Origin of the sequence: Pseudomonas sp. EMN2, assembly GCF_009650555.1 — a bacterium.
In the GTDB taxonomy this organism is placed as follows: domain Bacteria; phylum Pseudomonadota; class Gammaproteobacteria; order Pseudomonadales; family Pseudomonadaceae; genus Aquipseudomonas; species Aquipseudomonas sichuanensis.
Genome location: NZ_VZZR01000095.1, coordinates 1 through 24,564, shown reverse-complemented (window position 1 = coordinate 24,564; position 24,564 = coordinate 1). Strand labels below are relative to the sequence as shown.

Genomic DNA, 24,564 nt, shown 5'->3' with positions numbered 1-24,564 from the left:
GAGCGGGCTTGCCCCGCGATAGCGCCAGCCCAGGCGACACATGACCAACGGCCTAGTGGAACGCCCGGCGCTCCATCTCCGGCATCTGCACCTGAATCAGTGCCGACTCAAGCAGCACCCGTAGCGCCTCGATCTCATGCATCAACGCCATGATCAGAATCGACGCGGGCGACTTGGACTGCTGGACCGAAATGGCCTGATGCGCAACAGCCTGCGCGCACAGGGCGTACTCCGTGGCCTGGATCAGGGTGTCTTCAAGGGAATGATGGTTATGGGGTGGATCGGGGACGATCTTTAGCATGGTTACAGTCCTGTTCAGGAAATAAGGACCACCACCGCAAGCTGTCAAACAAGAAGGTGGCAGCTGTACATGGGTTGACAGACCGGTGAACAGAACCAGAAACCGGCGCACACGGAGGTGCCCCACGCACAGCCGCCATAAAAGCTAAGCCATGCGGTTTGTTCAGGGCGGCCTGTCAAAGCCGGTCACTGTTTTCGCAGCGACCGCCCGAGACTAGAGGCCAACCCAGACCACCGCAATGGCTTGAAAGGACCTGGCAGTATGTTTGGGAAATGGACTACAGGAAAGGTGCTTAATCTGATTCCTCCCATTCACATTTACCGCCCACCACCCCGTAAAAAGTCGCCCGGGCGTGGGAACCTTCGGCTTCGACCCTGTCGATACCCACCCTCGCCACCACCTGCCTATCGCCACAATAGCGAACGGTGGTTGTTCTAAAACCTGCGAAGTAGGACAATTATCGGCTTCACGTCCCAACCAGCGACCTTGCATGGCCTTTCTTGCACTTGGTATCAACCATAAGACTGCCTCGGTAGACGTACGCGAGCGCGTGGCGTTTACCCCAGAGCAGCTGGTGGATGCCCTGCAGCAGCTCTGCCGACTGACCGCCAGCCGCGAGGCGGCGATCCTGTCCACCTGCAACCGCAGCGAACTCTATATAGAGCAGGACCAGCTCGGCGCCGACGCGGTGCTGCAATGGCTGGCCGACTATCACCAGCTGAGCCTCGATGAGCTGCGCGCCAGCGCCTATGTGCACGAAGAGCACGACGCGGTGCGGCACATGATGCGGGTGGCTTCGGGCCTCGACTCGTTGGTGCTGGGCGAGCCGCAAATCCTCGGCCAGATGAAGTCGGCCTACGCCGTGGCCCGCGAGGCCGGCACCGTCGGCCCGCTGCTCGGTCGGCTGTTCCAGGCCACCTTCAGCGCCGCCAAGCAGGTGCGCACCGACACCGCCATCGGCGAGAACCCGGTGTCGGTTGCCTTTGCCGCGGTCAGCCTGGCCAAGCAGATCTTCTCCGACCTGGGGCGCAGCCAGGCGCTGCTGATCGGGGCCGGCGAAACCATCACCCTGGTCGCCCGCCACCTGCACGAGCAGGGCGTGCGCCGCATCGTGGTGGCCAACCGCACCCTCGAGCGCGCCAGCATGCTGGCCGAACAGTTCGGCGCCCACGCCGTGCTGCTGGCGGATATCCCGCAGGAGCTGGCCAACAGCGACATCGTCATCAGTTCCACCGCCAGCCAGTTGCCGATCCTGGGCAAGGGGGCGGTGGAAAGCGCGCTCAAGCAGCGCCGGCACAAGCCGATCTTCATGGTCGACATCGCGGTGCCGCGTGACATCGAGCCGCAGGTCGGCGACCTGGATGACGTCTACCTCTACACCGTCGACGACCTGCACGATGTGGTCGCCGAAAACCTCAAAAGCCGCCAGGGCGCGGCCCAGGCCGCCGAAGAGCTGGTGTCGGCCGGTGCCGACGATTTCATGGTGCGCCTGCGCGAGCTGGCCGCGGTGGATGTGCTCAAGGCCTACCGCCAACAAAGCGAGCGCCTGCGCGATGAAGAGCTGCAAAAGGCCCAGCGCCTGCTGGCCAACGGCGGCAACCCCGAAGAGGTACTGGCGCAACTGGCCCGGGGGCTGACCAACAAACTCCTGCACGCGCCCAGCGTGCAACTGAAAAAGCTCTCTGCCGAAGGCCGCCTCGATGCGCTGGCCATGGCCCAGGAACTCTTCGCCCTCCATGAGGGCTCGACGGACAAAACCCCGCAATGAAAGCGTCGCTGCTGAACAAACTGGACACGCTCCAGGACCGCTTCGAGGAACTCACCGCGCTGCTGGGTGATGCCGAAGTCATTTCCGACCAGACCCGCTTCCGTGCCTATTCCCGCGAATACGCCGAAGTCGAGCCGGTGATCGCCGCCTATCAAGAGTGGCGCAAGGTGCAGGATGACCTCGAAGGCGCCCAGGCGCTGCTCAAGGACGCCGACCCCGACCTGCGCGAAATGGCCGTCGAGGAAGTGCGCGAGGCCAAGGAGCAACTGGTGGGCCTTGAGTCGAACCTGCAGCGCATGCTGCTGCCCAAGGACCCCAACGACGGGCGCAACGTGTTCCTGGAAATCCGCGCCGGCACCGGCGGTGACGAGGCGGCGATCTTCTCCGGCGACCTGTTTCGCATGTACTCGCGCTATGCCGAGAAACGCGGCTGGCGCCTGGAGATTCTCTCCGAGAACGAAGGCGAGCACGGCGGCTACAAAGAGATCATCGCCCGGGTTGAAGGCGACAGTGTGTACGGCAAGCTGAAGTTCGAGTCCGGCGCCCACCGTGTGCAGCGTGTGCCCGAGACCGAGTCGCAAGGCCGCATCCACACCTCGGCCTGCACCGTGGCCGTGCTGCCCGAGCCTGATGAACAGGTGGCGATAGAGATCAACCCGGCCGACCTGCGCGTGGACACCTACCGCGCCTCCGGCGCCGGCGGCCAGCACGTCAACAAGACCGACTCGGCGATCCGTATCACTCACTTGCCGACCGGCATCGTGGTCGAGTGCCAGGAAGAGCGTTCGCAGCACAAGAACCGTGCGCGGGCGATGTCCTGGCTGTCGGCCAAGCTCAACGACATGCAGACCAGCGCCGCGCAAAACGCCATTGCCAGCGAGCGCAAGCTGCTGGTCGGTTCGGGCGACCGTTCCGAGCGTATCCGTACCTACAATTATCCACAGGGCCGGGTGACCGACCATCGCATCAACCTCACCCTCTATTCCCTCGACGATATCCTCGCCGGCGGTGTGGACGCGGTGATCGAGCCGCTGCTGGCCGAGTATCAGGCCGATCAGCTGGCCGCCCTGGGGGATTGATGACCATCATTGCCAGCCTGCTGCGCAACGCGCAGTTGCCAGAGTCGCCCACCGAGCGCCTGGACGCCGAGCTGCTCCTGGCCGCGGCCCTGGGCAAGTCGCGCAGCTACCTGCACACCTGGCCCGAGCGCATCGTCAGCAGCGAGGCCGCCGAGGCGTTCGCAGGCTTCATCGAGCGCCGTCGCGCGGGTGAGCCGGTGGCCTACATCCTGGGCCAGCAAGGCTTCTGGAAGCTCGACCTGGAAGTGGCGCCGCACACCCTGATCCCACGCCCGGACACCGAGCTGCTGGTGGAGGCCGCCCTCGAACTGGTGCCGGCCTCGCCTGCCCGTGTGCTGGACCTGGGAACCGGCACCGGCGCCATCGCCCTGGCCTTGGCCAGCGAGTGCCCGGCCTGGCAGGTGACGGCGGTGGACCGTGTCGACGAAGCCGTGGCGCTGGCCGAACGCAACCGCCTGCGCCTGGGCCTGGGCAATGTGCAGATTCGCGCCAGCCACTGGTTCGATGCCCTGGCCGGCGAGCGCTTCGACCTGATCCTCAGCAACCCCCCTTACATTCGCGCCGCCGACCCGCACCTGGTTGCCGGCGATGTGCGCTTCGAGCCCAGCAGTGCCCTGGTGGCCGGTGAAGATGGCCTGGACGACCTGCGCGTGATCGTCGCCCAGGCGCCGCAGCACTTGCTGCCCGGCGGCTGGCTGCTGCTCGAACATGGCTACGACCAGGCCCCGGCGGTGCGCGAACTGCTGGCGGCCAGCGGCTTCATCGAGGTTGCCAGCCGTGTCGACCTGGGTGGCCACGAGCGCATCAGCCTGGGGCGCCTGCCATGCTGAGCGACCTGGAACTGTTGCGTTACAGCCGGCAGATCCTGCTGCCTCAAGTGGACATCGACGGCCAGCTGCGCCTGAAGCACGGCAAGGCGCTGGTGATCGGCCTTGGCGGCCTGGGTTCGCCCGTGGCGCTGTACCTGGCCGCCGCCGGCGTCGGCCAGTTGCACCTGGCCGATTTCGACACCGTCGACCTCACCAACCTGCAGCGCCAGGTCATCCACGACAGCGACAGTGTCGGCATGAGCAAGGTGGATTCGGCGATCAAGCGCCTGCAGGCGATCAACCCGGAAATCACCCTGGTCGCCCATCGCCAGGCGCTGGATGAAGACTCGCTGGCCGCCGCGGTGGCGGCGGTGGACGTGGTGCTGGACTGCTCCGACAACTTCGGCACCCGGGAGGCGGTCAATGCCGCCTGTGTCGCGGCCGGCAAGCCGTTGGTCAGCGGCGCGGCGATCCGCCTCGAAGGCCAGCTGTCGGTATTCGATACGCGGCGCGACACCAGCCCCTGCTACCACTGCCTGTACGGCCATGGCAGCGAGGCCGAGCTCACCTGCAGCGAAGCCGGCGTACTGGGCCCGCTGGTTGGGCTGGTGGGTAGCCTGCAAGCACTGGAAGCCCTGAAATTGCTGGCCGGCTTCGGTGAGCCGCTGGTGGGGCGCCTGCTGTTGATCGATGCGCTGGGCACCCGCATGCGCGAGCTGCGGGTCAAGCGCGACCCGGCCTGCGCCGTGTGCGCTACCCGCCATGGCTGAAGGGCTGGCGCCGGTAGGCGTGATGGATTCGGGGGTCGGCGGTTTGTCGGTGCTCGCCGAAATCCAGCGCCTGCTGCCCAATGAATCGCTGCTGTATGTGGCCGACAGCGGCCACGTCCCCTATGGCGAAAAGTCCCCCGACTACATTCGCCAGCGCCTGCGCCATATCGCCGGGTTCTTCCGCGAGCAGGGCGCCAAGGCGATGGTCCTGGCCTGCAATACCGCCACCGTGGCGGCGGTCGCCGACCTGCGCGAGCTGTACCCCGACTGGCCGCTGGTGGGCATGGAGCCGGCAGTCAAACCGGCGGCGGCCGCAACCCGCTCTGGCGTGGTCGGCGTGCTGGCCACCACCGGCACGCTGCAGAGCGCCAAGTTCGCCGCCTTGCTCGACCGGTTCGCCAGCGATGTGCAGGTGATCACCCGGCCTTGCCCGGGCTTGGTGGAGTGCATCGAGGCCGGCGACCTGACCAGCCCGGTCCTGCGCCAATTGCTGGCGGGCTACGTGCAGCCGTTGCTCGCGGCGGGCTGCGACACCTTGATCCTGGGCTGCACCCACTACCCCTTCCTGCGCCCGCTGCTGGCGCAGATGGTCCCGGCAGACGTGGCGATCATCGACACCGGTGCCGCCGTGGCACGCCAGCTCCAGCGTCTGCTGGCGGAGCGCGGCTTGCTGGCCGAGGGCCCCGCGCAGCCGACTCGGTTCTGGAGCAGCGCCGACCCGGAAACCCTGAAAAAAATCCTGCCGTTGCTGTGGCATAAATCCGACAGCGTGCAAAGCTTCCCCTTATAAAAAGTGTGAAGGGCGTCAATCGCCGTTGGAACTATCGTTTCGCCGTCGATCTCTACCGCTCTGCCTGCCGGGCAAACACTTAAAACCATCAGGAAGAAGGGGTTTCGCATGCGCAAACTGTGCGTCTTGGCGGCCGTTGCCGCTGTTTCTCTGGGGCAGGCGGTGGTTGTGCAGGCCGCTGACATTTCGTTTTCGGTGGGGCAGACCGGGGACTCGACCTGGGTCTATCGGCTGGGTCTGCAGTCGAACTGGGACGCCAGCTGGTGGCAAACCGGGGTAGGGCGCCTGACCGGCTACTGGGATGGCGCCTACAGCTATTGGCAGGGTGACAAGACCGCCAGCAACCACAGCCTGTCGTTCGCGCCGGTGTTCGTCTATGAGTTCGCGGGCGAATCGGTCAAGCCCTACATCGAGGCGGGGATTGGGGTAGCGGCGTTCTCCAGCACCGAGCTGGAAGACAACCAGTTGGGCTCGTCATTCCAGTTCGAGGACCGGATCGGCTTTGGCCTGCGCTTCGCGGGCGGGCATGAGGTGGGGATTCGCGCTACCCACTATTCCAATGCCGGGCTCAAGCAGCCCAACGACGGGGTGGAAAGCTACGCCCTGCATTACCGCATGCCGTTGTAGGGCCGAGCCAGGCTTCCAACATCGTGGGAGCGGGCTTGCCCCGCGATCTGCCGCAACGCGGTAGCAAAGCCCGAATTCACGGCGTCTCTGACGCTATTTGATATTGGGTATAGGAGCGCTTCGCACTCCATCGCGGGGCAAGCCCGCTCCCACGAAATTTTTCGTACAAAGCCTAAAGCATGGCTTGGCCTGTTGGCGAAGCTGTTCAGCCTGGCAACGGCCAAAGGCTATTCAGGCTCAGCGCCTCGAGCACCAGCTCAGGTTGGCGCTGTTCCAAGCGTGCCAGCAATTCGCTGGCGGCGGTCTCTGGCGTCCAGTCCTCCGGGATGGCCTGAGCCAGGGTAACCGGGCTTTTCAACGACTGTGGCGCGACGACCGTCAGGTCCACGCCAAACCGCTTCAGGGTTGCGCGATGGTCACGCAGCCACCTTGGCAAACTGTTGAGGCCGCTGGACGGTTGGTTCGGCTCGAACAGCTGCGACGCCGAATAGCGGTTCAGGATCACCAGCACCTGCGGTTTGTCACCCTTGGCCAGCAACGGCAGTGCCGCCGCCAGGCAATGCTCGGCAGCGCGCAGGTTGCTGGCGACGATCATCTCGAACAGGTCGGCGCCCGCCACGTCGTCAGGCAGGTAGTCGCAACTCCCGGCGTTGATGATCAAGGTGTCGAGCGCAGCCCATCGCGCCTGCAGTTGCTGGCTGGCGGTATCGGCCTGGCCTGCCTCCTGCAACTGGCCGGGAAGGCAAAGCACCTGTTCGCTCAACGCCTCGAGCTGATCGCAATCCCTGCTGCTGGCGGCGACCCGTTGTCCCAGGTCGAGCAAGCGTTCCACCAGGGCCAGACCAAGTCCGTTGGTCGCCCCCGTTACCCAGAAACTGCGCGTAGTACTCAAATTGTTGCCCTCTGATCCTGCCAGGTGGACAAACCCTTGAAGGCGTCCAATGCACGCTGGCGACTGCTTTCGAGATCGACTATCGGACTGGTGTAATAATTTGTAGCAAATAGATCGCCGGATTTCACCGGCAAATGAATGTATTTATCATCCATCTGCCGCAGCTCTGGCAACCAGTGACGTATGAATACGCCCTTCGAATCGAAGCGTTGCGACTGAGTGACCGGGTTGAAGATGCGAAAGTATGGCACTGCGTCCGTGCCCGTCGAGGCACTCCACTGCCAGCCGCCGTTGTTGGCGGCCAGGTCGCCGTCGATCAGGTGGCGCATGAAATGCCGCTCCCCCTCGCGCCAGTCGATCAGCAGGTTCTTGCTGAGGAACATGGCCACGATCATGCGCAGGCGGTTGTGCATCCAGCCGGTGTGCAGCAACTGGCGCATGGCGGCATCGATGATCGGGAAACCCGTACGGCCTTCTTTCCAGGCTTGCAGGTCTTCAGGTGCGTTGCGCCAGGGCAGGGCCTCGGTGTGGGCACGGAAGGCGCGGTGCCGGGACACCTGTGGATAACCCACCAGGATGTGTTTGTAGAACTCGCGCCAGAGCAGTTCGTTGACCCAGGTCTGCACGCCGGCATTGCCGCTGTCGAATTCACCCTGGTTGCTGGCCAGGGCGGCATGCAGGCACTGGCGCGGCGAGATCACCCCGGCGGCCAGGTAGGGTGAAAGCTGGCTGGTGCCGGCCTTGGCGGGCAGGTCGCGCTGCTGTGGGTAGTCTTCGACACTTTCGTCGAGAAAGCGCGTTAGGCGCTGGTTCGCCTCGTCCTCGCCGGCCGGCCAGTGTTCGCGCAGGGCAGCGGATGTGCCGTCGAAGCCTTCGATGTGCGCGGGGATGGGGTCGCTGGCGATGTCCAGGGCGTGCTGGCGCTGAACACGCGGGGCGCGGGCGGGCAGGCTGCGGTGCAGGTGTTCCAGGCAAACCCGTTTGAACTGGCTGAACACCTGGAAGTAGTGGCCGCTGCGGGTGAGCACGCTGCCGGGCTTGAACAGCAACTGGTCGAGATGGCCATACGCGCCGATCCCGGCCTGTTCCAGCAGCCGTGCGGTGGCCTGGTCGCGGCGGGCTTCGTTGACGCCGTACTCGTCGTTCCAGTGCACGGCCTCGATATTGTGCTGGCGGCAGACCTCGAGCAGCGCTTCAGGCACCTCGGCCCAGCTATCGGTATGGCGGATCAGCAGCGGGATGTTCAGGGCTTCGAGCGACTGGCGCAGTTGGCGCAGGTTGCGCAGCCAGAAGTCGACCTTGCAGGCTGCGTCGTCGTGGCTTTGCCACTGCCCGGGGCTGGCGATCCACAGGGCCACGGTGGGGCCGCGCTGGCAGGCGGCCGAGAGGGCGGTGTTGTCGTCGATGCGCAGGTCGCTGCGCAGCCAGATCAATTGCATGGGTTTAGCGGCCTGTTGAGTGTTGAAGGCGGTGCAAGGCGGCCTGTGGGCTGTCGAACAGCTGCAGGTCGGGCAGGCCCAGGGCGTGCAGTTCGGCCTGATGCAGGCTGATGCTGTGGCCGCCGAGGAGTTTTGCGGTGTTCAGGTCCTGCAGAGTGCGGCCGAGGGCGGCAAGGTCCGGGCGCCGGCCGAGGTAAAGCAGCAGCGCACGTGGCTGCAGCAGCTTGACGGCCTGGCGCAATTGGCGGGGCTCCACGGGCCATTCGAGAATCTCCAGCGGCTGGCCACTGCTGCTGAGCAGCCAGGCGCAGAGCCAGAATTCGGCATCGAAGGGGGTGTCGTCGGTGCGTGCGAGCAGTACGCAAGCCCCCGCCAGGGAATGGTTGTCGTGGTACACCCTGGCGCCCAGCTTGCTGCGCAGCCAGGTATTGAAGAAGGCTTGTTCCAGCCCAGCGTCGAAGTGCGTTTGCCAGCGCAGGGTGAGTGCGTCGAGCAGTGGCAACAGCAGGCGTTCGCACACCGTCACGGCTGGATACAGCGCCATGGCCTGGTTGAGCAGTTGGTCGAGTGGGCGTTGCGCCAGATGGGCGATGGCCTCGATCAGTTGCTCGATGCGCTCACCCCATTCGCCCTCGACCGGGGTGCTGGCATCCGCTGCGTTGTCCAGCAGGGCGCGCACCTGGCTGACCGCCGCGCCGCGTTCGAGCCAGCGCAGCACCGCCTGCACGCGCTGCACCTGGTCCTGTGGATAAAGGCGGTGCCCCCTGGGTGTGCGTTGCGGCTTGATCAGCCCGTAACGGCGCTCCCAGGCGCGCAGGGTGACCGGGTTGACGCCGGTCAGCCGAGCGACTTCACCAATGGGCAGCAGGGCTTCAGATGGCATTGCGCAGCCCGAGGCGTTCAGGGTGAGGTTGCAGGTAGGCCTGCTGCAACAGGTAGGGGTCGGGGTGGCAACGCAGGTGGTGTTTGAGCAGGGTCAAGGGCACCACCAGCGGTACCACGCCTTGCTGGTACTGGCCGATGATTTGCTGCAGCTCGGCCTTGTCGGCCTGGTCGAGGTCGTTGCGCAGGTAACCGCTCAGGTGCTGCAGCACGTTGCCATGGGTGCCGCGGCTGGCGCAGCGGCGCAAGGCCTGCATCAGCTGGCTGAAATAGGCGGGGCCGAACTGCTCCGGGTCGTGGTCGCGGGTCATGCTGCCAAGCAGCTTGCCCAGGCTTCGGTAGGCCTGCGGGTTATGGGCCATCAACAGGTACTTGTAGCGCGCGTGGAAACTGATCAGCGCGCCACGGCTGAGGCCGCCCTGCAGCACCTGCTGCCAGTCGGCATAGGCATACACGCGGCTGATGAAGTTCTCCCGCAGCACCGGGTCGTGCAGGCGGCCTTCTTCTTCCACCGGCAGGTCCGGGCGGGCGGCGCAGAAGGCGGCGGCGTAGGCACCACGCCCGCCCTGGCTGGCCGGGTGGCCGTTCTCCTGGTACACCTTGACCCGTTCAAGCCCGCAGGAAGGCGATTTCTGCATGAAGATGTAGCCGCAGATATCGTCGAGTTCGCTGGCCATCTGTTGGCCGTAGGCGCGCAGCGGGCCGGAAAAATCAGTGCTGCTGTCGCGGGTCCCGGTCACGGCGGGGTGCTCCGGGTCGCCGACCAGGCGGATCGGTTCGCGGGGCACGCCCAGGCCGATGGCGACTTCCGGGCACACCGTCACCCATTCGAAGTGCTCTTCGAGCAGTTCATGGCACAGGTCGGAATGCTTGTGCCCGGCGTTGTAGCGCACGTTGAGGCCGGTGAGGCAGGCGCTGATGGCCAGGCGTGGCTTGCCGCTCGGGGAGGGAAGTTTCATGGCGTGCTCCGGAAGTACTTGTACAGGCAGCAGGGTTTGTACAAGGCAATTCCAGCACATTTGAAAACTTATACAAGAAATATTTCTTGTATAGATTTTGTGTGCGGCTACTCCAGGTGTTCCAGCAGCCGCCGGGCCGCCTCCTGGCCGCTGAGCCAGGCGCCTTCGACACGCCCGGACAGGCACCAGTCGCCACAGGCATACAGGCCCAGGTCGGCATCGGCCAGGGCGCCCCATTCATGGTTCACGGCGGGCCGGGCATACAGCCAGCGGTGGGCGAGGGCGAAGGTCGGCGCGGGCACCACGCAACCGACCAGCTCGGCGAATTCGCCCCACAGCTGTTCGATCACGTCCTCCTTGGGCAGGTCGATATGCTGCTTGCTCCAGTTGGAGGTGGCGTGCAGCACCCAGGTGTCGAGGTGCGCGTCACGCCCGGGCTTGCTGCGGTTGCGCGCCAGCCAGTCGAGCGGGTTGTCTTGCACGAAGCAGCCTTGCATGGGGGTATCGAGCGGGGTTTCGAAGCCCAGGGCGATCGCCCAGGTCGGCTCCATCTGCACACCGGCGGCGACCGCGGCAAGCTTTGGCGTGGCGGTCAGCAGTTGCGTTGCCTGCGGCGCCGGCACGGCGATGACGACCCGGCTGAACGGGCCGTGGCTGCAGCCTTCGGTGTCCTGCAGGTGCCAGTAATGCTTGCCGCGGAACACCTCGGCGATGCGGCAGCCGAAGTTGACCGTGACGTCCTTGAGCAACCCGCGGGTGATGGCGCTCATGCGCGGCACGCCGACCCAGCGGGTTTGTTCGTCGGGGGAGGGGGTGAGTTCGCCATCGCGGTAGTTGTACAGCTGTGGCTTCCACTGTTCGGCCCAGCCGCTGGCTACCCAGTGCTGTACCTGCTCGACGAAACGCCGGTCGCGGGCGGTGAAGTACTGGGCGCCGAGGTCGAGCGCACCAGCCTCGCTGCGTTTGCTGGCCATGCGCCCGCCGCTGCCGTGGCCTTTGTCGAACAGATGGACGGTGTGCCCGGCTTTCTGCAAGGCCTGGGCGGCGGACAAACCGGCAATGCCGGCACCGATGATGGCGATAGGTACTGTCATGATGGCCTCTTCGAACCTCGCTGTTCGCAGCCTACGCTGCCAGGCAAACCTGTACAATACGCAATGTTTGTATAAGGTTATTCCGCTCGATAGGGCAGCTTGGCCTATGTTTATCCGAGAGCGTTCGGTCAAAAAAGTGCCTTGATCTTAAAAATAGACCACGGCCGCCAACTCTGAGGACACAGTCATGCATATATTGCTGACCGGCGGTACCGGCCTCATCGGCCAACACCTGTGCCAGCTGTGGCGAGGGCAGGGGCACCGCCTGACCGTGTGGAGTCGTAACCCCGCGCAGGTACCCAGACGCTGTGGCAGCGACGTGCGGGGTGTTGCGCGGCTGGAGGACATCGCAGCGGATGATGCCGTGGACGCGGTGATCAACCTGGCCGGCGCGCCGATCGCCGACCGACCCTGGACGGCCGGGCGACGCAGCCTGCTCTGGGCCAGCCGGGTCACCCTCACCGAGCAGTTGCTGGCCTGGCTCGAGAGCCGCGAGCAACGCCCCGAGGTGCTGATATCCGGCTCTGCCGTGGGTTGGTATGGCGACGGTGGCGAGCGTGAGCTGACCGAGGCGTCTGCGCCGGTGCGGGAGGATTTTGCCAGCCAGTTGTGCATCGCCTGGGAAGAGACCGCCATGCGTGCGCAGGCCCTCGGCATTCGCGTGGTACTGGTGCGAACGGGCTTGGTGCTGGCCAGCGATGGCGGCTTTTTGTCGCGCCTGCGCCTGCCGTTCAAGCTGGGGCTGGGCGGGCCGCTGGGCGATGGCCGGCAGTGGATGCCGTGGGTGCATATAGACGACCAGGTCGCCCTGATTGATTTTCTGTTGCAGCACAAGGAGGCCAGCGGTCCTTATAATGCCTGCGCCCCGGAGCCGGTGCGCAACCGCGAGTTCGCCAGGCAACTGGGGCGTGCCCTGCATCGCCCGGCGTTGCTGCCAGTGCCGGCCTTGTTGCTCAAGGCCGGGCTGGGTGAATTGTCCACATTGCTGCTTGGCGGCCAGCGTGCCCGCCCGGTGCGGCTGCTGGCGGCAGGCTTCACGTTCCGCTTCAACGATCTGCAATCGGCGCTGGGCAACCTGTCCAGCCGCCTCTGACATAGGACGCTGCATGACCGATCACGCTCTGCTGCTGGTCAACCTGGGCTCGCCGGCCTCCACCTCGGTGGCCGACGTGCGCCGTTACCTCAACCAGTTCCTCATGGACCCGTACGTGATCGACCTGCCCTGGCCGGTGCGGCGCCTGCTGGTATCGCTGATCCTGATCAAGCGCCCCGAGCAGTCGGCCCATGCCTACGCCTCGATCTGGTGGGACGAAGGTTCGCCGCTGGTGGTGCTGACCCGCCGCTTGCAACAGGCGATGGTCGCCCATTGGCCCCATGGCCCGGTCGAGATCGCCATGCGCTATGGCCAGCCGGCGTTGCCCGAAGTGCTTGAGCGTCTGGCTGCCCAAGGCGTGCGTAAAGTGATCCTGGCGCCGCTTTATCCACAGTTCGCCGACAGTACCGTGACCACCGTGGTGGAGTTGGCCAGGCAGACCATCGCCGAGCGCAAGCTGCCGTTGCAGACCCGTATCCTGCAGCCGTTCTACGACCACCCCGACTACATCGACGCGCTGGTCGCCAGTGCCCGGCCGCACCTGGAGCAGGGTTACGATCACCTGCTGCTGAGCTTCCATGGCCTGCCCGAGCGTCACCTCAAGAAGCTCGACCCTACCGGCAACCACGATTTCCAGGCCGCCGATTGCTGCGCCGGTGCCAGCGCCGAGATGCGCGCGGTGTGCTATCGCGGCCAGTGCCTGGCGACCGCCAAGGCCTTTGCGCAGAAGATGGGTATCCCGGATGGCAAGTGGTCGGTGTCGTTCCAGTCGCGCCTGGGGCGCGCCAAGTGGATCGAGCCCTACACCGAAACGCGCCTGGATGAGCTGGGCAAGGCGGGGGTGCAGAAGCTTTTGGTGATGTGCCCGGCGTTCGTCGCTGACTGCATCGAGACGCTGGAAGAGATCGGCGATCGGGGCAAGGAGCAGTTCATCGAGGCGGGCGGCAAGGAGCTGGTGCTGGTGCCGTGCCTGAATGATCACCCGGAGTGGGTGAGGGTGTTGGCGGGGATGTGCGAGAAGGCTTGAGGCCTGGGCCAGCTTCTTCGCGGGTAAACCCGCTCCCACAGGTTCGGTGAGCATCCTGTGGGAGCGGGTTTACCCGCGAATAGGCCAGATCAGGCTAGCGCCGGATCAAGGCAGCTGATCATCCAGCTTCTTGTGTTTCCAGCCATCGTTGCCCGGCAGGATCAGGTTCAGGGCAATGGCCACGATGGCGCACAGGGCAATGCCCTTCAGGCCCCAGTCGTCCGGGCCGTCGCCGCTGCCGATCAGCACGCCGCCGATGCCGAACACCAGGGTCACCGACACGATCACCAGGTTGCGCGCTTCGGCCAGGTCGATCTTGTGGCGGATCATGGTGTTCATGCCCACCGCTGCGATCGAGCCGAACAGCAGGCAGAGGATGCCACCCATCACCGGTACCGGGATGCTCTGCAGCAGCGCGCCGAACTTGCCGATGAAGGCCAGGGTGATGGCGAACAGCGCCGCCCAGGTCATGATCTTCGGGTTGTAGTTCTTGGTCAGCATCACCGCGCCGGTCACTTCGGCGTAGGTGGTGTTGGGCGGGCCACCGAACAGGCCGGCGGCAGTGGTCGCCAGGCCGTCACCCAGCAAGGTGCGGTGCAGGCCGGGCTTCTTCAGGTAGTCGCGGCCGGTCACGCTGCCGACTGCGATCACCCCGCCGATGTGCTCGATCGCCGGTGCCAGGGCCACCGGAACGATGAACAGGATGGCCTGCCAGTTGAAGGCCGGGGCGGTGAAGTTCGGCAGTTCCAGCCAAGGGGCCGCGGCGATCTTGGCGGTGTCGACCACGCCAAAGGCGAACGACAGGGCAAAGCCCACCAGCACGCCGGAAATGATCGGTACCAGGCGGAAGATGCCCTTGCCGAACACCGCCACGATCAGCGTGGTCAGCAGCGCCGGCATGGAGATCATCATCGCGGTCTTGTACGGCATCAGCGCAGCGCCATCACCGCCCTTGCCCATGGCCATGTTGGCGGCGATCGGCGCCATGGCCAGGCCGATGGAGATGATCACCGGGCCGATGACCACCGGCGGCAGCATGCGGTCGATGAAGCCGGTGCCCTTGACCTTCACCATCAGGCCCATGAAGGTGTAGACGAAGCCTGCAGCCATCACGCCGCCCATGGTCTCGGCCAGGCCGAACTGGCCCTTGGCGAGGATGATCGGGGTAATGAAGGCAAAGCTCGACGCCAGGAACACCGGGACCTGGCGGCCGGTCACCAGCTGGAACAGCAAGGTGCCGATGCCGGCGGTGAACAGCGCGACGTTGGGATCGAGGCCGGTGATCAGCGGCATCAGCACCAGCGCGCCGAATGCCACGAAGAGCATCTGCGCGCCCGAGACGACCTGGCGCCAGAGCGGGTCGTTGAAGCCGTCCTGCATGATCAGGCGTCCTTCTGCTTGGTGCCGAAGATCTTGTCACCGGCATCGCCAAGGCCTGGGACGATGTAGCCGTGTTCGTTCAGGCGCTGGTCGATCGAGGCGGTGTAGATCTTCACGTCCGGGTGGGCTTTCTCCACCACTTCGATACCTTCAGGTGCCGCGACCAGCACCATGGCGCGGATCTCTTTGCAGCCGGCTTTCTTCAGCAGGTCGATGGTGGCGACCATCGAGCCGCCGGTGGCCAGCATCGGGTCGATGATCAGGGCCAGGCGCTGGTTGATGTCTGGTGCGAGCTTTTCAAGGTAGGTGTGCGCTTCGAGGGTTTCCTCGTTGCGGGCAACGCCCACTGCACTGACCTTGGCGCCGGGGATCAGGCTGAGCACGCCGTCGAGCATGCCGATGCCGGCACGCAGGATCGGCACGACGGTGATCTTCTTGCCGGCGATTTTCTCGACCTGCACCTTGCCGCACCAGCCGTCGATCTCGTAGGTCTCGAGGGGCAGGTCCTGGGTGGCTTCATAGGTCAACAGCGCGCCGACTTCCTGGGCGAGTTCGCGAAAATTCTTGGTGCTGATATCGGCGCGGCGCATGAGGCCGAGCTTATGGCGGATCAGCGGATGGCGGATCTCACGAGTAGGCATAGGGGGGGCTCCGGAAGGCGGGCAAAAAAACCGCGCTAGATTAATCTATTCAGTCCTGACTGTCGTGCGGTCATTGTGCACGTTAGTCCATAAAGGCTTGATCTGGGACGAGCGGATGCGTACCTTTGCCCGCTTTTCCAAAACGCACCCCCTGGAGAGCGCCATGTCCGCCGATCTCGAGCATATCCGTCAAGTGATGCACGAGGCTGATTGCCTGTACAACGAAGCCGAGGTCGAGGCCGCCATTGCCGAGGTCGGCAAACAGATCTGCCAGGACCTGCACGACAAGAACCCGGTGGTTTTCTGCGTGATGAACGGTGGCCTGATCTTCGCCGGCAAGCTGCTCACCCACCTGCAGTTCCCGTTGGAAGCTTCGTACCTGCACGCCACCCGCTACCGCAACCAGACCAGCGGCGGTGAGCTGTTCTGGAAGGCCAAGCCCGAGGTGTCGTTCATTGACCGCGACGTGCTGATCGTCGACGACATCCTCGACGAGGGCCACACCCTCAGCGCCATCATCGAGTTCTGCAAGCACGCCGGCGCCCGCTCGGTGCACACCGCCGTGCTGATCGACAAGGATCACGACCGCAAGGCCAGCCCGGACCTGAAAGCCAACTACGTCGGCCTGCCGTGCGTCGACCGCTACATCTTCGGCTATGGCATGGACTACAAAGGCTACTGGCGCAACGCCAACGGCATCTTCGCCGTCAAGGGCTTGTAATCATGCGCCAGCCCGCGTTTATCGATCAGGCGTTGTTCACCGGGCTGGCAGCACAGTCGGCGGCCAACCCGCGTGGCCGCCAGCACCACAACTTCCATGACATGGACGAGCCTTGCCACCGCATGGCCATCGGCCTGCAGCCGGATACCTACATTCCGCCGCACCGGCACCTGAGCGCCGACAAGGCCGAGGCGTTGGTCGTGCTCAAAGGGCGGATCGGCCTGTTGATCTTCGACGAGCAGGGTACGGTCACCGACAAACGTGTGATGGAGGCGGGCGGCGACTGCCTGGGTGTCGATCTGGCGCCGGGCACCTACCACGGGTTGGTGGTGCTGCAAGCCGACAGCATGCTGTTCGAGTGCAAGGCCGGCCCTTACCGCCCGGTGGGCGAGGGCGAGCTTGCCCACTGGGCGCCGCGTGAAGGCGAGGCCGGTGTGGCCGAGTACCAGGCTTGGATGCGCGCGCAGTTCGACTGAACGACCAGGCGGCCTCGCTGAGCAGGCCGCTACGGCCGAACAGACCATGCTAGAGTGCCCCTTCATGCCAAGGAGCCTCACATGCGTGCGTTCGTCCCTCTCCTGCTGGCGGTGAGCCTGCCGCTTTCTGCTGCCCCGCTGCACAGTCAGTTCCTGCCCCCCGACGACCTCGCCCTGCGCCAGGAAGCCCCGACCAGCCAGCAGTTGCTGCAGGTCACCGACTATTCGGTGGTGGTGGGCACCCAGCGCCAGTCCGACCAGCAACCCATTCCCATCACCTCCTCGTTGCAGATGCGCCTGAAAGGCAAGCCCTTGAGCAAGGGCTCGACCATCGGCGAGGTGCTGATCAACTTCGACGGCGAGGGCGGCAAGAGCCTGAAAAAGCCGGCTTACGACGACAAGCGCCGCACCCTGACCCTCAATTACCCGATGGCCGACTACCGGGTGATCATGGACCTGCTGCGCAACGAGACCCTTTACGTGCAGTTCCTCACTTACGCCAACGGCCATGTCTGGGCCGATCTGCACACAGGAACCGTACGTACGCGTTGAGGCCCGCAGGTACAGGGCGGTACACTGCCGGCCTTCGAAAATGTCCTAGACAGTCCAGTGGGAGTCCTTGATGCGTAAAGACAAGAAACAGGTGATTGGTGACGAAATCAGCGACGAGTACATCAAGAGCTTCCTGCAGTTCGAGCCGGCCGATGGCCTCACTTCGCCGTCGCACCACAAGCTGATCAAGGGCTACCGTGGCCTGCGCATCGACGATTTCGAGCGTTATGTCGGTTTCTTCCTCGAGGCCGGGTACGACCTGGATGGCAAGGACGAGCACGGCAAGACCTTTGTCGAGGTGATCGCCGACCAGCGCAACGCGCCTGAGTACATCGAGATCATCGACAACGCCCGCGGCTGATTGATTGACCTGTACTGGCCTCTTCGCGGGGCAAGCCCGCTCCCACAGGTATCACACAGGATTCAATTACTTTGGAAGACCTGTGGGAGCGGGCTTGCCCCGCGATAGGGCCGGCACAGGTTGATTAATACCCAGGCACAAAAAAACGCCCCGAGGGGCGTTTTTTCGTTTCAGCCGGTTCAGGCGTAGTGCTTGGCCGGGCTGTCCTGCGCCAGGTCCAGCGCCACATCGTTGTCGGCGCTGATCTTGTGGTACAGCGCAGCGTCGGTCGCCAGGGCCTTCTCGCGGGCCGGGAAGATTTCCTTGAGCTTGGCAGCCCAGGCACCCTTCGCCTGCTCGGGGAAGCAGCGCTCGATCAGCTCGAGCATGATCGACACGGTCACCGAAGCGCCCGGCGATGCGCCGAGCAGTGCAGCCAGGCTGCCGTCCGCCGCCGAAACCAGCTCGGTGCCGAACTGCAGCACGCCGCCTTTTTTCGGGTCTTTCTTGATGATCTGCACGCGCTGGCCGGCCACTTCCAGGCGCCAGTCCTCGGCTTTCGCCTCCGGATAGAAGCGACGCAGGGCTTCCAGGCGTTGCTCCATCGACTGCATCACTTCGCTGACCAAGTACTTGGTCAGGTCCATGTTGTCGCGGGCCACGGCCAGCATCGGGCCGATGTTGCCCATGCGCACCGACAGTGGCAGGTCCATCAGCGAGCCATGCTTGAGGAACTTGGTGGTGAAGCCGGCGTACGGGCCGAACAGCAGCGAGGTGTTGCCATCGACCACGCGGGTATCCAGGTGCGGTACCGACATGGGCGGGGCGCCAACCGCAGCCTGGCTGTAGACCTTGGCCTGGTGCTGCTTGACGATTTCCGGGTTGTCGCAACGCAGCCACTGGCCGCTGACCGGGAAGCCGCCGAAGCCTTTGCTTTCCGGGATGCCGGAGGCCTGCAGCAGGGGCAGTGCGGCACCGCCGGCGCCGAGGAAGACGAAGCGGGCGTCGACTTCACGGCTGCCGCCGCTGTTGACGTCCTTGATGCTCACGGTCCAGCCGTTGCCGTTACGGCGCAGGCCGACGACCTTCTTGCTGTACTTGACCTGGGTGTCCGGGCTGTTGCCCAGCAGCTTGAGCAGCTTGTTGGTCAGGGCCCCGAAGTTGACGTCGGTGCCTTTGGCCACGCGGGTCGCGGCGATGCGCTGGTCAGCCGGGCGGCCCGGCATCATCAGCGGCATCCAGTCGTTCATCACGGCCTTGTCTTCGGTGTATTCCATCTCCGAGAAGGCGTGGTGCTGCTTGAGCAGCTCGAAACGCTTCTTGAGGAAGTCGATACCCTTGTCACCCTCGACGTAGCTCAGGTGCGGAACCGGGTTGATGAAAGCGCGCGGCGAGCCGAAGTTGCCCTTCTTGCTCAGGTAGGCCCAGAACTGGCGCGAAACCTCGAACTGGGTGTTGATGTGCACGGCTTTCTTGATGTCGATGCTGCCATCGGCGGCCTGCGGGGTGTAATTCAGCTCGCACAGGCCGGCATGGCCGGTACCGGCGTTGTTCCAGGGGTTGGAACTCTCCGCGGCTCCGGAGTCCATCGCCTCTACGACCTCAAGCTTCAGGGTCGGATCGAGCTCCTTGAGCAGTACGGCCAGGGTGGCACTCATGATGCCCGCGCCTACCAGTACCACATCAACCGATTCGTTCTGCGCCATTTAACGCGTCTCCACAATCTACAGCTACCTAATTGACAGCACAGGATCCCTGGGTTTGCCAGGATCGCCATGTCCGACTCTTCGCAGTTCTTGCAACTTCAGCGGACACTGCCAATCAGTCTTGGGTGTTCAGGTATTGAACGCCGTTTGCCACGGGTGCGGCAATTCGACTTATGGTCAAGTGATCCGTCATGCGTTACGGGCCGGCCTCAGGCTCCCATCCAGGATGAGCGCTTGTGCCGTCTGCGCAGGGCTGTTTGTGAAAGATCTGCTGCTTTTACACATGCCAGACTGTTCATTGCTCGCCACACTCTCGTGAAGTTGTGAAAAACCGTTTTTTCACGCTCTTTTGGAGACGTGAACCTCAAAAGTGGACTGCACGATGGCAACCCGCAGGTTCATGCGCAGCAGAAGGCCGGAAACAGCAGGCACGACAGCCAATGCAAGACCTGAGTGGAAGGCTCTCTGTGGGCGAAGCGTAGAAGGTGCCGGGGTCAGTCGGCGAATGCGGGGCCCGATCAGGAGACGTCCTTATAATCGGGGGCAGATTATAGCGATGTCGCAGGCAGAAAGGTCGGTCTTTATGGGTTTTTATTGCAGCGTTTGTCAGGCCGCGAGGGGGCGACGCTGCCAACGACTCGTTGCATGGGCGCAAACTCGGGCGCTGGCGGGCAGCGGTTGGCCCAGCCAACCGAGGTGCGCCTCGCTGACCAGCACCCAGCCGGCGGCCGTTGGCGGCTGGCGCGTCTGCTTGAAGCCCAGGCAGATGCCATTGCTGTCGAGGCGGGCGTAGGTGAAGTGGCGCTGACGTTTGAAAAGCAGGGTCCAGAGCGAGGCCATGGCGGTGTGTCCTGTCAGGTCGGGCTGGCGCAAGCATAACGGCGAGGGCATGAAACCATTGTGACAAGGGCGGCGAGCGCTAGCCGAAAGCTTCAAGCAGCAAGAAAGCCGTCACGCGCTCTGCTTGTTCTTGCAGCTTGAGGCTTGCCGCTTGGCGCTTGCCCCTAGGTATACTGTGGGCCTTTGCCGCTTTTTCTGGAGAAATGCGCATGTTGCAACGTCTGTTGGTCGGTTTGTTCGCGGTGGCCAGCCTGAGCCTGGCCGGGTGTGCCCACAGCCCGCAACAACTCAGCCCGCAACCCAAGCTCACTCAGCAACTTGCGCCGGTCGGCCATGGCCAGCCGGTGGTGGTCAGGGTGGTTGACGGCCGGGCCTCGCAATCGCTGGGCACCCGTGGGGGCATGTACCCCGAAACCAGCACCATCAGCGTCAGTGGCAATGATGTCGTGCCCAAGCTGCAGGCCCAGGCCGAAGCAGCGGTACGCCTGCTCGGCTTCACCCCGACGCCTAACGCTGGCAACGTGCCGCAACTGACCGTGACCCTGGCCGAACTGAAGTATCAGTCGCCCAAGGACAAGATGTACGTGACCGAGGCCACCATCGGCGCCACTTTCCGCGCGGACGTGTCGAACGCCAACCGCCGCTACAGCGGTCGCTACGGTGCTTCGCTCGACCAGCGCTTCGGCATGGCGCCGAACCAGGAAACCAACACCAAGCTGGTGAGCGATGTGCTCAGCGATGCCCTGACCCGCCTGTTCAAGGATCCGACCATCGGGCAGGTGCTGGGCGAGTAAGCGCTTCGGTGTAATGCAAAAGCCCGCTGCCTGGATGCCAGGCAGCGGGCTTTTTTGTGCGCAGGTTTCGCTGGTGCCCACAGGACTATGCATTTCCTGAGTAGAGCGCCGGCCCTGTAGGGGCAACTGTCTTGCTCAACTGCTAAAGCTAGCGCGATCCCTGTGGGAGCGGGCTTGCCCCGCGAACACCGGCGAAGCCGGTGCCATGCACCGCGTCGCTTGCTTCGCGGCTAAAGCCGCTCCCACAGGATGTCTCAGGCCGCCAGGACGTGGAAGTCCAGCAAGCTGATGCCGGTCTGCATGTCGACCTCGGGCAGGTCGTCATGGCTGTGTCCGCCCAAGGCGCAATACACCAGCCACTGGCGGTCCTGGACATTGATCGAGAAGCTGTCGATCAGCGCTTGCTGCTCATCGCTCTGGGCAACGAGGTACAGGCGGTCCTGGTTTTCGGCGTGCAGCATGACAAGCTCCGGTACGGTGGAAGGCCGACAGGGTGGCCTGTCCTGATGACGAGCGTGTGACAGATGAAATTAACTGACACTTTGTCGCAAAAAGCGGGAGGGGCAGGTCGGCTTGGGTAGAATGCCGGGCTTTGCCGTCGTGATACCGAGGTCGTGCGATGTCGTTGCAAGTGCTCTGGGGCTTCCTGGCTGCCCATCCGGCCAAGCTGATCAACCTGCTGGCCCTGTTCATAACCTGCCCTGGCGGGCTGCTGCTGCACAGTGCCCGGCGCCGCGCCAGCATGACCCGTGAAAGCCTGGCGGTGGACGAAGGGCTGGTGGATGCCTTCGACCGGCGCGTGCCGCGTTACTACTACATCCTCGGTTTCTCTTGCCTGGCCATGGCGCTGCTGCTGTCGTGGTTCAGCACCTGGGTCTGAACCCTTCAGGCTAATGCCAGTCAGTTAGCGCTTCATCGCACTTATTGAGGCTGCTTTGCAGCCCTTCGCGGGTAAACCCGCTCCCACAGGATTGCGCTAAGCCTCAGACTGGCGCGAAACCTGTGGGAGCGGGTTTACCCGCGAAGGGTCGCGTAGCGACCCCAATTGGCTTGACTGACTGGCATTACCCTTCAGGCGGACAGGGGCTGGCGCTTCACTTGATACTGGTTGCGCACCGGCGTCGCATACTGCTGCACCAGATACGGCTGCTGTTCCACCGGGCATGCGTCCAGGCGACGCTGCCATTCTTCCTTGGCCTTGGCCAATTCGTCCGCCGGGAACAACTTCTCCGCGGCTGGCACCTCGAGTGCCGCATCCTTTTCGGCCCACATCGCATAGGCCAGGTAGTGCACTGGGAACAACCGGTAGCCACCGAGAATCTGCCGATCGATGGCTTGCGCCAGCTGCTTGGTGTCTTCGTGGTACTCGGTCACCGGCGGGGCGAAGTTGATGTGCACGCGCCCTTTGTAGCCGGTAATGCCCTGGGCGATGCTGTTGTCGTCCTCGCCCGGGGCCTTCTTGTAGCTGCCGGTGGTGGCGCGAATGTACAGCTCGCGGGCCTTGGCCTGATCGCACGGGTCGTATTCGTAGCTGATCGACACCGGGATCAGGTTCAGGCTCTGGATCACCGCGCCGAACGGCTCGTCCTTGCGGCTCATGTGGAACATTTTGAGAATGGCCGAATCGGTGCGGTCGTCACCGTCCTTGGCGCGGCCTTCGGCCTGGGCGATCCAGATCGAGGCGCCGTCGTTACGGATCGAGTGGTTGATGTAGGCCGACAGCAGCTGGTAGGCGGCCAGTTTCTCGCGGCGCCCGCTGATCGAGCGGTGCACGATGAAGCTCTTGTTCAGGCGCATCATGTCGCTGACGAACGGCTTCTGCAGCAGGTTGTCGCCGATGGCGATGCGTGGCGTGGGCAGGCCCGCGTGATACACCGCGTAGTTGACGAAGGCCGGGTCCATGACGATGTCGCGGTGGTTGGCCAGGAACAGGTAGGCGGTGCCCGACTTGAGCTGCTCGACGCCGGAATAGGTGACGCCGTCGGTGGCGCGGTCGATGGTGCGGTCGACGTAGTACTCGACCTTGTCCTGCAGCGTCGAGACGCAGGTGACGCCGGCGAACTCTTTACGCAGGCGCCGGGCGATCAGCGGCTTGAGCAGCCAGCCGAAGGCGCCCGCCGCGCGCGGGAAGCGGAAGTGGGTGAGGATATCGAGGAATGCCGGGTCGCTGAGCAGGCGTGCCAGAACGGCAGGGACCTCAGCGTCGTCGTACGGTCGGATGGCATCGAATTCGCCCATCATGCTCTCTTGTTGGAAACGGCTAGGGTAATAAGGTAGGGACGGGGTCGGAAAAACGGCTCGGACACACACAGACCCTGTAAACAGACCGGCAATTATACGCACAAGTCACTCGGGAGGCCGCGATGCTGGAGACTGCGCTCTACGATTGTCCCTATTGTGGTGAAGAAGTCGAAACGACGGTGGACCTGTCCGGCGGCGATCAGGAGTACATCGAGGACTGCCAGGTGTGCTGCAAGCCTATCCGCTTCGTGCTGCAGGTACATGGCGATGAGTGGATGCTGGATGTCTACGGCGAGAATGACTGATGCAGCGAATCTATGACCCGGAAAGCCTGCTGGAGGCGCAGATGCTGGTTGGCATGCTGGCCAGCGAGGGTATCGAAGTGCACCTGGTCGGGCGCGACCTGATGGGCGGCGTGGGAGAGCTGCCGATGCAGGGCTTGCTCGGCCTGGCAGTGGCCGATGAACAGGCCGGCTACGCGCGGCAGCTGATCGATGCGTACAATGCGGCCCAGCCTCTTGCTGGCGACGAGCCGGAAAGTTATCCGGGAACCCTGATCTGCTAGGTTTTGATTTCGCCCATGTGTGGACGCTACGCCCTGTTTCGCTGGACCCAGGCCTTCGCCGGCCTGCCGGGGTTCCCCCCGGGCCAGCAGCCTCAATGGAACATCTCGCCCGGTGCCTCGGTGCTGGTCCAGCGCCAGCTCGATGGCCAGCTGCAACTGGCCAGTGCCCGCTGGGGGCTCACCCCGGCCTGGTTGACCGACCTCTCCCGTACCCCCGCCCAGGCCCGCGCCGAGACCCTCGCAGAGCAACCGATGTTCCGTGAAGCGTTCCGCCAGCGGCGCTGCCTGATGCCGGCCAACGGCTTCTACGAGTGGCGCGGCACGGCGCGCAAGCGCCCCTATTGGGTCACCCCGGGCGAGGGTTCGGCGCTGTTCTTTGCCGCGGTCTGGGAGGCGTATCCGGTGCAGGAGCAGGTCTGGCTGAGTTGTGCGGTGATCACCCAGGCGGCCATGAATCAGCGTCGGCCACTGATCCTGGATGAGGCCGAGCAGGCGCTATGGCTCGACCCGGACACACCGTTGCCGCGTTTGCATGAAATCCTCGCCAAGCCGCCCGGCGCCTTGCGCGAGCGGGCGCTGGCGCTGTTCGTCAATGATCCGAAGCTTGATGGGCCGGAGTGCCTGACGCCGGCCTAAAGCCTGGTTGATGCGTAATCCCTGTGGGAGCGGGTTTACCGGAGTGCCGGACCACCGCGAAGCCGGCGGCGCGGTGGATGGCACCGGCTGCGCCGGTGTTCGCGGGCAAGCCCGCTCCCACAGGGACTGCGCCAGATTTTAG

General features: G+C 64.3%; 29 protein-coding genes. 17 read left to right on the top strand and 12 right to left on the bottom strand.

Features of this window, described 5'->3' with window-relative positions; translation table 11 throughout:
* Positions 1 to 52: 52 nt before the first annotated feature.
* Positions 53 to 301 carry a hypothetical protein gene (locus F6X61_RS23440; protein WP_153788737.1) on the bottom strand — a complete coding sequence of 83 codons (249 nt, stop codon included), beginning with the start codon at positions 299 to 301 and terminating at the stop codon, positions 53 to 55.
* Between the two features lie 490 nt (positions 302 to 791).
* Between F6X61_RS23440 and hemA the strand changes: the two genes are divergently transcribed.
* The 6 genes from hemA (at position 792) to F6X61_RS23410 (ending at position 6,144) form a co-directional block, all read left to right on the top strand.
* Positions 792 to 2,069, top strand: coding sequence for a glutamyl-tRNA reductase (hemA, locus tag F6X61_RS23435; RefSeq protein WP_110994771.1), 1,278 nt, complete (start codon positions 792 to 794; stop codon positions 2,067 to 2,069).
* Entirely contained in the window at positions 2,066 to 3,148 is a 1,083-nt protein-coding gene (prfA, locus tag F6X61_RS23430; protein ID WP_125860356.1) for a peptide chain release factor 1, read from the top strand. Before hemA ends, prfA begins: the two co-directional genes overlap by 4 nt.
* Entirely contained in the window at positions 3,148 to 3,978 is an 831-nt protein-coding gene (gene prmC, locus F6X61_RS23425) for a peptide chain release factor N(5)-glutamine methyltransferase (protein ID WP_153788736.1), read from the top strand. The genes prfA and prmC overlap by 1 nt, the downstream gene beginning before the upstream one ends.
* Complete coding sequence (locus F6X61_RS23420; protein WP_153788735.1) at positions 3,972 to 4,727, top strand: molybdopterin-synthase adenylyltransferase MoeB; 756 nt, start codon at positions 3,972 to 3,974, stop codon at positions 4,725 to 4,727. Before prmC ends, F6X61_RS23420 begins: the two co-directional genes overlap by 7 nt.
* Entirely contained in the window at positions 4,720 to 5,517 is a 798-nt protein-coding gene (gene murI / locus F6X61_RS23415) for a glutamate racemase (protein ID WP_153788734.1), read from the top strand. Before F6X61_RS23420 ends, murI begins: the two co-directional genes overlap by 8 nt.
* Before the next feature lie 108 nt (positions 5,518 to 5,625).
* Complete coding sequence (locus tag F6X61_RS23410; protein ID WP_153788733.1) at positions 5,626 to 6,144, top strand: acyloxyacyl hydrolase; 519 nt, start codon at positions 5,626 to 5,628, stop codon at positions 6,142 to 6,144.
* A 205-nt stretch (positions 6,145 to 6,349) separates the two neighbouring features.
* Here F6X61_RS23410 and F6X61_RS23405 read toward each other — a convergent pair whose 3' ends face one another.
* The 5 genes from F6X61_RS23405 to F6X61_RS23385 all read right to left on the bottom strand — a co-directional run bounded on the left by F6X61_RS23405 (position 6,350) and on the right by F6X61_RS23385 (position 11,410).
* Positions 6,350 to 7,036, bottom strand: a complete 687-nt coding sequence (locus F6X61_RS23405) for an SDR family NAD(P)-dependent oxidoreductase (protein WP_153788732.1) — start codon at positions 7,034 to 7,036, stop codon at positions 6,350 to 6,352.
* Positions 7,033 to 8,475 (bottom strand): deoxyribodipyrimidine photo-lyase, encoded by a 1,443-nt coding sequence (phrB, locus tag F6X61_RS23400; protein WP_153788731.1) that lies wholly within the window; start codon positions 8,473 to 8,475, stop codon positions 7,033 to 7,035. The genes F6X61_RS23405 and phrB overlap by 4 nt, the downstream gene beginning before the upstream one ends.
* 4 nt (positions 8,476 to 8,479) lie before the next feature.
* Complete coding sequence (locus F6X61_RS23395) at positions 8,480 to 9,358, bottom strand: MerR family transcriptional regulator (RefSeq protein WP_153788730.1); 879 nt, start codon at positions 9,356 to 9,358, stop codon at positions 8,480 to 8,482.
* Positions 9,348 to 10,316 carry a DUF1722 domain-containing protein gene (locus F6X61_RS23390; protein ID WP_153788729.1) on the bottom strand — a complete coding sequence of 323 codons (969 nt, stop codon included), beginning with the start codon at positions 10,314 to 10,316 and terminating at the stop codon, positions 9,348 to 9,350. The genes F6X61_RS23395 and F6X61_RS23390 overlap by 11 nt, the downstream gene beginning before the upstream one ends.
* A 107-nt stretch (positions 10,317 to 10,423) precedes the next feature.
* Positions 10,424 to 11,410 (bottom strand): NAD(P)/FAD-dependent oxidoreductase, encoded by a 987-nt coding sequence (locus F6X61_RS23385; protein ID WP_153788728.1) that lies wholly within the window; start codon positions 11,408 to 11,410, stop codon positions 10,424 to 10,426.
* A 187-nt stretch (positions 11,411 to 11,597) separates the two neighbouring features.
* Here F6X61_RS23385 and F6X61_RS23380 point away from each other — a divergent pair, with 187 nt between their 5' ends.
* Entirely contained in the window at positions 11,598 to 12,503 is a 906-nt protein-coding gene (locus F6X61_RS23380; protein WP_153788727.1) for a TIGR01777 family oxidoreductase, read from the top strand.
* A 13-nt stretch (positions 12,504 to 12,516) separates the two neighbouring features.
* Positions 12,517 to 13,530 carry a ferrochelatase gene (gene hemH, locus F6X61_RS23375; protein WP_153788726.1) on the top strand — a complete coding sequence of 338 codons (1,014 nt, stop codon included), beginning with the start codon at positions 12,517 to 12,519 and terminating at the stop codon, positions 13,528 to 13,530.
* Positions 13,531 to 13,635: 105 nt separating this feature from the next.
* Here hemH and F6X61_RS23370 read toward each other — a convergent pair whose 3' ends face one another.
* Positions 13,636 to 14,910 carry a uracil-xanthine permease family protein gene (locus F6X61_RS23370; RefSeq protein WP_110994784.1) on the bottom strand — a complete coding sequence of 425 codons (1,275 nt, stop codon included), beginning with the start codon at positions 14,908 to 14,910 and terminating at the stop codon, positions 13,636 to 13,638.
* 2 nt (positions 14,911 to 14,912) lie between these two features.
* A complete protein-coding gene (upp, locus tag F6X61_RS23365; protein WP_110994785.1) occupies positions 14,913 to 15,551 on the bottom strand; it encodes a uracil phosphoribosyltransferase in 639 nt (212 codons plus the stop codon).
* 163 nt (positions 15,552 to 15,714) lie between these two features.
* Here upp and F6X61_RS23360 point away from each other — a divergent pair, with 163 nt between their 5' ends.
* The 4 genes from F6X61_RS23360 (at position 15,715) to F6X61_RS23345 (ending at position 17,661) form a co-directional block, all read left to right on the top strand.
* Positions 15,715 to 16,272: a hypoxanthine-guanine phosphoribosyltransferase gene (locus F6X61_RS23360; RefSeq protein ID WP_153788725.1), complete on the top strand. Its 558-nt coding sequence runs from the start codon at positions 15,715 to 15,717 to the stop codon at positions 16,270 to 16,272.
* 2 nt (positions 16,273 to 16,274) lie between these two features.
* A complete protein-coding gene (locus F6X61_RS23355; protein WP_153788724.1) occupies positions 16,275 to 16,748 on the top strand; it encodes a WbuC family cupin fold metalloprotein in 474 nt (157 codons plus the stop codon).
* Between the two features lie 81 nt (positions 16,749 to 16,829).
* Positions 16,830 to 17,300 carry a hypothetical protein gene (locus tag F6X61_RS23350; RefSeq protein WP_153788723.1) on the top strand — a complete coding sequence of 157 codons (471 nt, stop codon included), beginning with the start codon at positions 16,830 to 16,832 and terminating at the stop codon, positions 17,298 to 17,300.
* A 70-nt stretch (positions 17,301 to 17,370) separates the two neighbouring features.
* A complete protein-coding gene (locus F6X61_RS23345; RefSeq protein WP_110994788.1) occupies positions 17,371 to 17,661 on the top strand; it encodes a PA4642 family protein in 291 nt (96 codons plus the stop codon).
* Positions 17,662 to 17,840: 179 nt separating this feature from the next.
* On the opposite strand, the gene mqo is transcribed toward F6X61_RS23345, so the two are convergent.
* Together mqo and F6X61_RS23335 are read right to left on the bottom strand one after the other, a co-directional pair.
* A complete protein-coding gene (gene mqo, locus F6X61_RS23340) occupies positions 17,841 to 19,346 on the bottom strand; it encodes a malate dehydrogenase (quinone) (protein ID WP_153788722.1) in 1,506 nt (501 codons plus the stop codon).
* Between the two features lie 606 nt (positions 19,347 to 19,952).
* Positions 19,953 to 20,186, bottom strand: a complete 234-nt coding sequence (locus F6X61_RS23335; protein ID WP_153788721.1) for a hypothetical protein — start codon at positions 20,184 to 20,186, stop codon at positions 19,953 to 19,955.
* A 209-nt stretch (positions 20,187 to 20,395) separates the two neighbouring features.
* On the opposite strand from F6X61_RS23335, the gene F6X61_RS23330 reads away from it, so the two are divergent.
* Positions 20,396 to 20,980 carry a YajG family lipoprotein gene (locus F6X61_RS23330; protein ID WP_110994791.1) on the top strand — a complete coding sequence of 195 codons (585 nt, stop codon included), beginning with the start codon at positions 20,396 to 20,398 and terminating at the stop codon, positions 20,978 to 20,980.
* A gap of 254 nt (positions 20,981 to 21,234) precedes the next feature.
* On the opposite strand, the gene F6X61_RS23325 is transcribed toward F6X61_RS23330, so the two are convergent.
* Positions 21,235 to 21,441: a hypothetical protein gene (locus tag F6X61_RS23325; protein ID WP_125465519.1), complete on the bottom strand. Its 207-nt coding sequence runs from the start codon at positions 21,439 to 21,441 to the stop codon at positions 21,235 to 21,237.
* Positions 21,442 to 21,599: 158 nt separating this feature from the next.
* On the opposite strand from F6X61_RS23325, the gene F6X61_RS23320 reads away from it, so the two are divergent.
* On the top strand, positions 21,600 to 21,860 hold the full coding sequence (locus F6X61_RS23320) for a hypothetical protein (RefSeq protein WP_110994793.1): 261 nt from the start codon (positions 21,600 to 21,602) through the stop codon (positions 21,858 to 21,860).
* A gap of 191 nt (positions 21,861 to 22,051) precedes the next feature.
* Here F6X61_RS23320 and F6X61_RS23315 read toward each other — a convergent pair whose 3' ends face one another.
* Positions 22,052 to 23,218 (bottom strand): 1-acyl-sn-glycerol-3-phosphate acyltransferase, encoded by a 1,167-nt coding sequence (locus tag F6X61_RS23315; RefSeq protein ID WP_153788720.1) that lies wholly within the window; start codon positions 23,216 to 23,218, stop codon positions 22,052 to 22,054.
* A 125-nt stretch (positions 23,219 to 23,343) separates the two neighbouring features.
* Here F6X61_RS23315 and F6X61_RS23310 point away from each other — a divergent pair, with 125 nt between their 5' ends.
* The 3 genes from F6X61_RS23310 to F6X61_RS23300 are packed head-to-tail and all read left to right on the top strand — an operon-like array spanning position 23,344 to position 24,422.
* The gene (locus F6X61_RS23310; protein ID WP_110994795.1) at positions 23,344 to 23,526 is read left to right on the top strand and encodes a CPXCG motif-containing cysteine-rich protein; all 183 of its coding nucleotides are present in this window, start codon (positions 23,344 to 23,346) and stop codon (positions 23,524 to 23,526) included.
* Complete coding sequence (locus F6X61_RS23305; RefSeq protein WP_110994796.1) at positions 23,526 to 23,786, top strand: putative signal transducing protein; 261 nt, start codon at positions 23,526 to 23,528, stop codon at positions 23,784 to 23,786. Before F6X61_RS23310 ends, F6X61_RS23305 begins: the two co-directional genes overlap by 1 nt.
* A 15-nt stretch (positions 23,787 to 23,801) precedes the next feature.
* Entirely contained in the window at positions 23,802 to 24,422 is a 621-nt protein-coding gene (locus F6X61_RS23300) for an SOS response-associated peptidase (RefSeq protein WP_153788719.1), read from the top strand.
* Positions 24,423 to 24,564 lie beyond the last annotated feature (142 nt).

Bases quoted from the DNA above. Each gene is read 5' to 3' on its own strand.
- F6X61_RS23420 (WP_153788735.1), top strand. From the start codon at position 3,972: ATGCTGAGCGACCTGGAACTGTTGCGTTACAGCCGGCAGATCCTGCTG.
- F6X61_RS23335 (WP_153788721.1), bottom strand. From the start codon at position 20,186: ATGGCCTCGCTCTGGACCCTGCTTTTCAAACGTCAGCGCCACTTCACC.
- F6X61_RS23355 (WP_153788724.1), top strand. From the start codon at position 16,275: ATGCGCCAGCCCGCGTTTATCGATCAGGCGTTGTTCACCGGGCTGGCA.
- F6X61_RS23325 (WP_125465519.1), bottom strand. From the start codon at position 21,441: ATGCTGCACGCCGAAAACCAGGACCGCCTGTACCTCGTTGCCCAGAGC.
- F6X61_RS23350 (WP_153788723.1), top strand. From the start codon at position 16,830: ATGCGTGCGTTCGTCCCTCTCCTGCTGGCGGTGAGCCTGCCGCTTTCT.
- F6X61_RS23300 (WP_153788719.1), top strand. From the start codon at position 23,802: ATGTGTGGACGCTACGCCCTGTTTCGCTGGACCCAGGCCTTCGCCGGC.
- prfA (WP_125860356.1), top strand. From the start codon at position 2,066: ATGAAAGCGTCGCTGCTGAACAAACTGGACACGCTCCAGGACCGCTTC.
- F6X61_RS23310 (WP_110994795.1), top strand. From the start codon at position 23,344: ATGCTGGAGACTGCGCTCTACGATTGTCCCTATTGTGGTGAAGAAGTC.
- murI (WP_153788734.1), top strand. From the start codon at position 4,720: ATGGCTGAAGGGCTGGCGCCGGTAGGCGTGATGGATTCGGGGGTCGGC.
- F6X61_RS23440 (WP_153788737.1), bottom strand. From the start codon at position 301: ATGCTAAAGATCGTCCCCGATCCACCCCATAACCATCATTCCCTTGAA.
- F6X61_RS23370 (WP_110994784.1), bottom strand. From the start codon at position 14,910: ATGCAGGACGGCTTCAACGACCCGCTCTGGCGCCAGGTCGTCTCGGGC.
- F6X61_RS23315 (WP_153788720.1), bottom strand. From the start codon at position 23,218: ATGGGCGAATTCGATGCCATCCGACCGTACGACGACGCTGAGGTCCCT.
- F6X61_RS23380 (WP_153788727.1), top strand. From the start codon at position 11,598: ATGCATATATTGCTGACCGGCGGTACCGGCCTCATCGGCCAACACCTG.
- F6X61_RS23385 (WP_153788728.1), bottom strand. From the start codon at position 11,410: ATGACAGTACCTATCGCCATCATCGGTGCCGGCATTGCCGGTTTGTCC.
- F6X61_RS23330 (WP_110994791.1), top strand. From the start codon at position 20,396: ATGTTGCAACGTCTGTTGGTCGGTTTGTTCGCGGTGGCCAGCCTGAGC.
- F6X61_RS23360 (WP_153788725.1), top strand. From the start codon at position 15,715: ATGTCCGCCGATCTCGAGCATATCCGTCAAGTGATGCACGAGGCTGAT.
- F6X61_RS23390 (WP_153788729.1), bottom strand. From the start codon at position 10,316: ATGAAACTTCCCTCCCCGAGCGGCAAGCCACGCCTGGCCATCAGCGCC.
- hemA (WP_110994771.1), top strand. From the start codon at position 792: ATGGCCTTTCTTGCACTTGGTATCAACCATAAGACTGCCTCGGTAGAC.
- phrB (WP_153788731.1), bottom strand. From the start codon at position 8,475: ATGCAATTGATCTGGCTGCGCAGCGACCTGCGCATCGACGACAACACC.
- F6X61_RS23345 (WP_110994788.1), top strand. From the start codon at position 17,371: ATGCGTAAAGACAAGAAACAGGTGATTGGTGACGAAATCAGCGACGAG.
- hemH (WP_153788726.1), top strand. From the start codon at position 12,517: ATGACCGATCACGCTCTGCTGCTGGTCAACCTGGGCTCGCCGGCCTCC.
- F6X61_RS23410 (WP_153788733.1), top strand. From the start codon at position 5,626: ATGCGCAAACTGTGCGTCTTGGCGGCCGTTGCCGCTGTTTCTCTGGGG.
- F6X61_RS23320 (WP_110994793.1), top strand. From the start codon at position 21,600: ATGTCGTTGCAAGTGCTCTGGGGCTTCCTGGCTGCCCATCCGGCCAAG.
- F6X61_RS23305 (WP_110994796.1), top strand. From the start codon at position 23,526: ATGCAGCGAATCTATGACCCGGAAAGCCTGCTGGAGGCGCAGATGCTG.
- F6X61_RS23395 (WP_153788730.1), bottom strand. From the start codon at position 9,358: ATGCCATCTGAAGCCCTGCTGCCCATTGGTGAAGTCGCTCGGCTGACC.
- prmC (WP_153788736.1), top strand. From the start codon at position 3,148: ATGACCATCATTGCCAGCCTGCTGCGCAACGCGCAGTTGCCAGAGTCG.
- mqo (WP_153788722.1), bottom strand. From the start codon at position 19,346: ATGGCGCAGAACGAATCGGTTGATGTGGTACTGGTAGGCGCGGGCATC.
- upp (WP_110994785.1), bottom strand. From the start codon at position 15,551: ATGCCTACTCGTGAGATCCGCCATCCGCTGATCCGCCATAAGCTCGGC.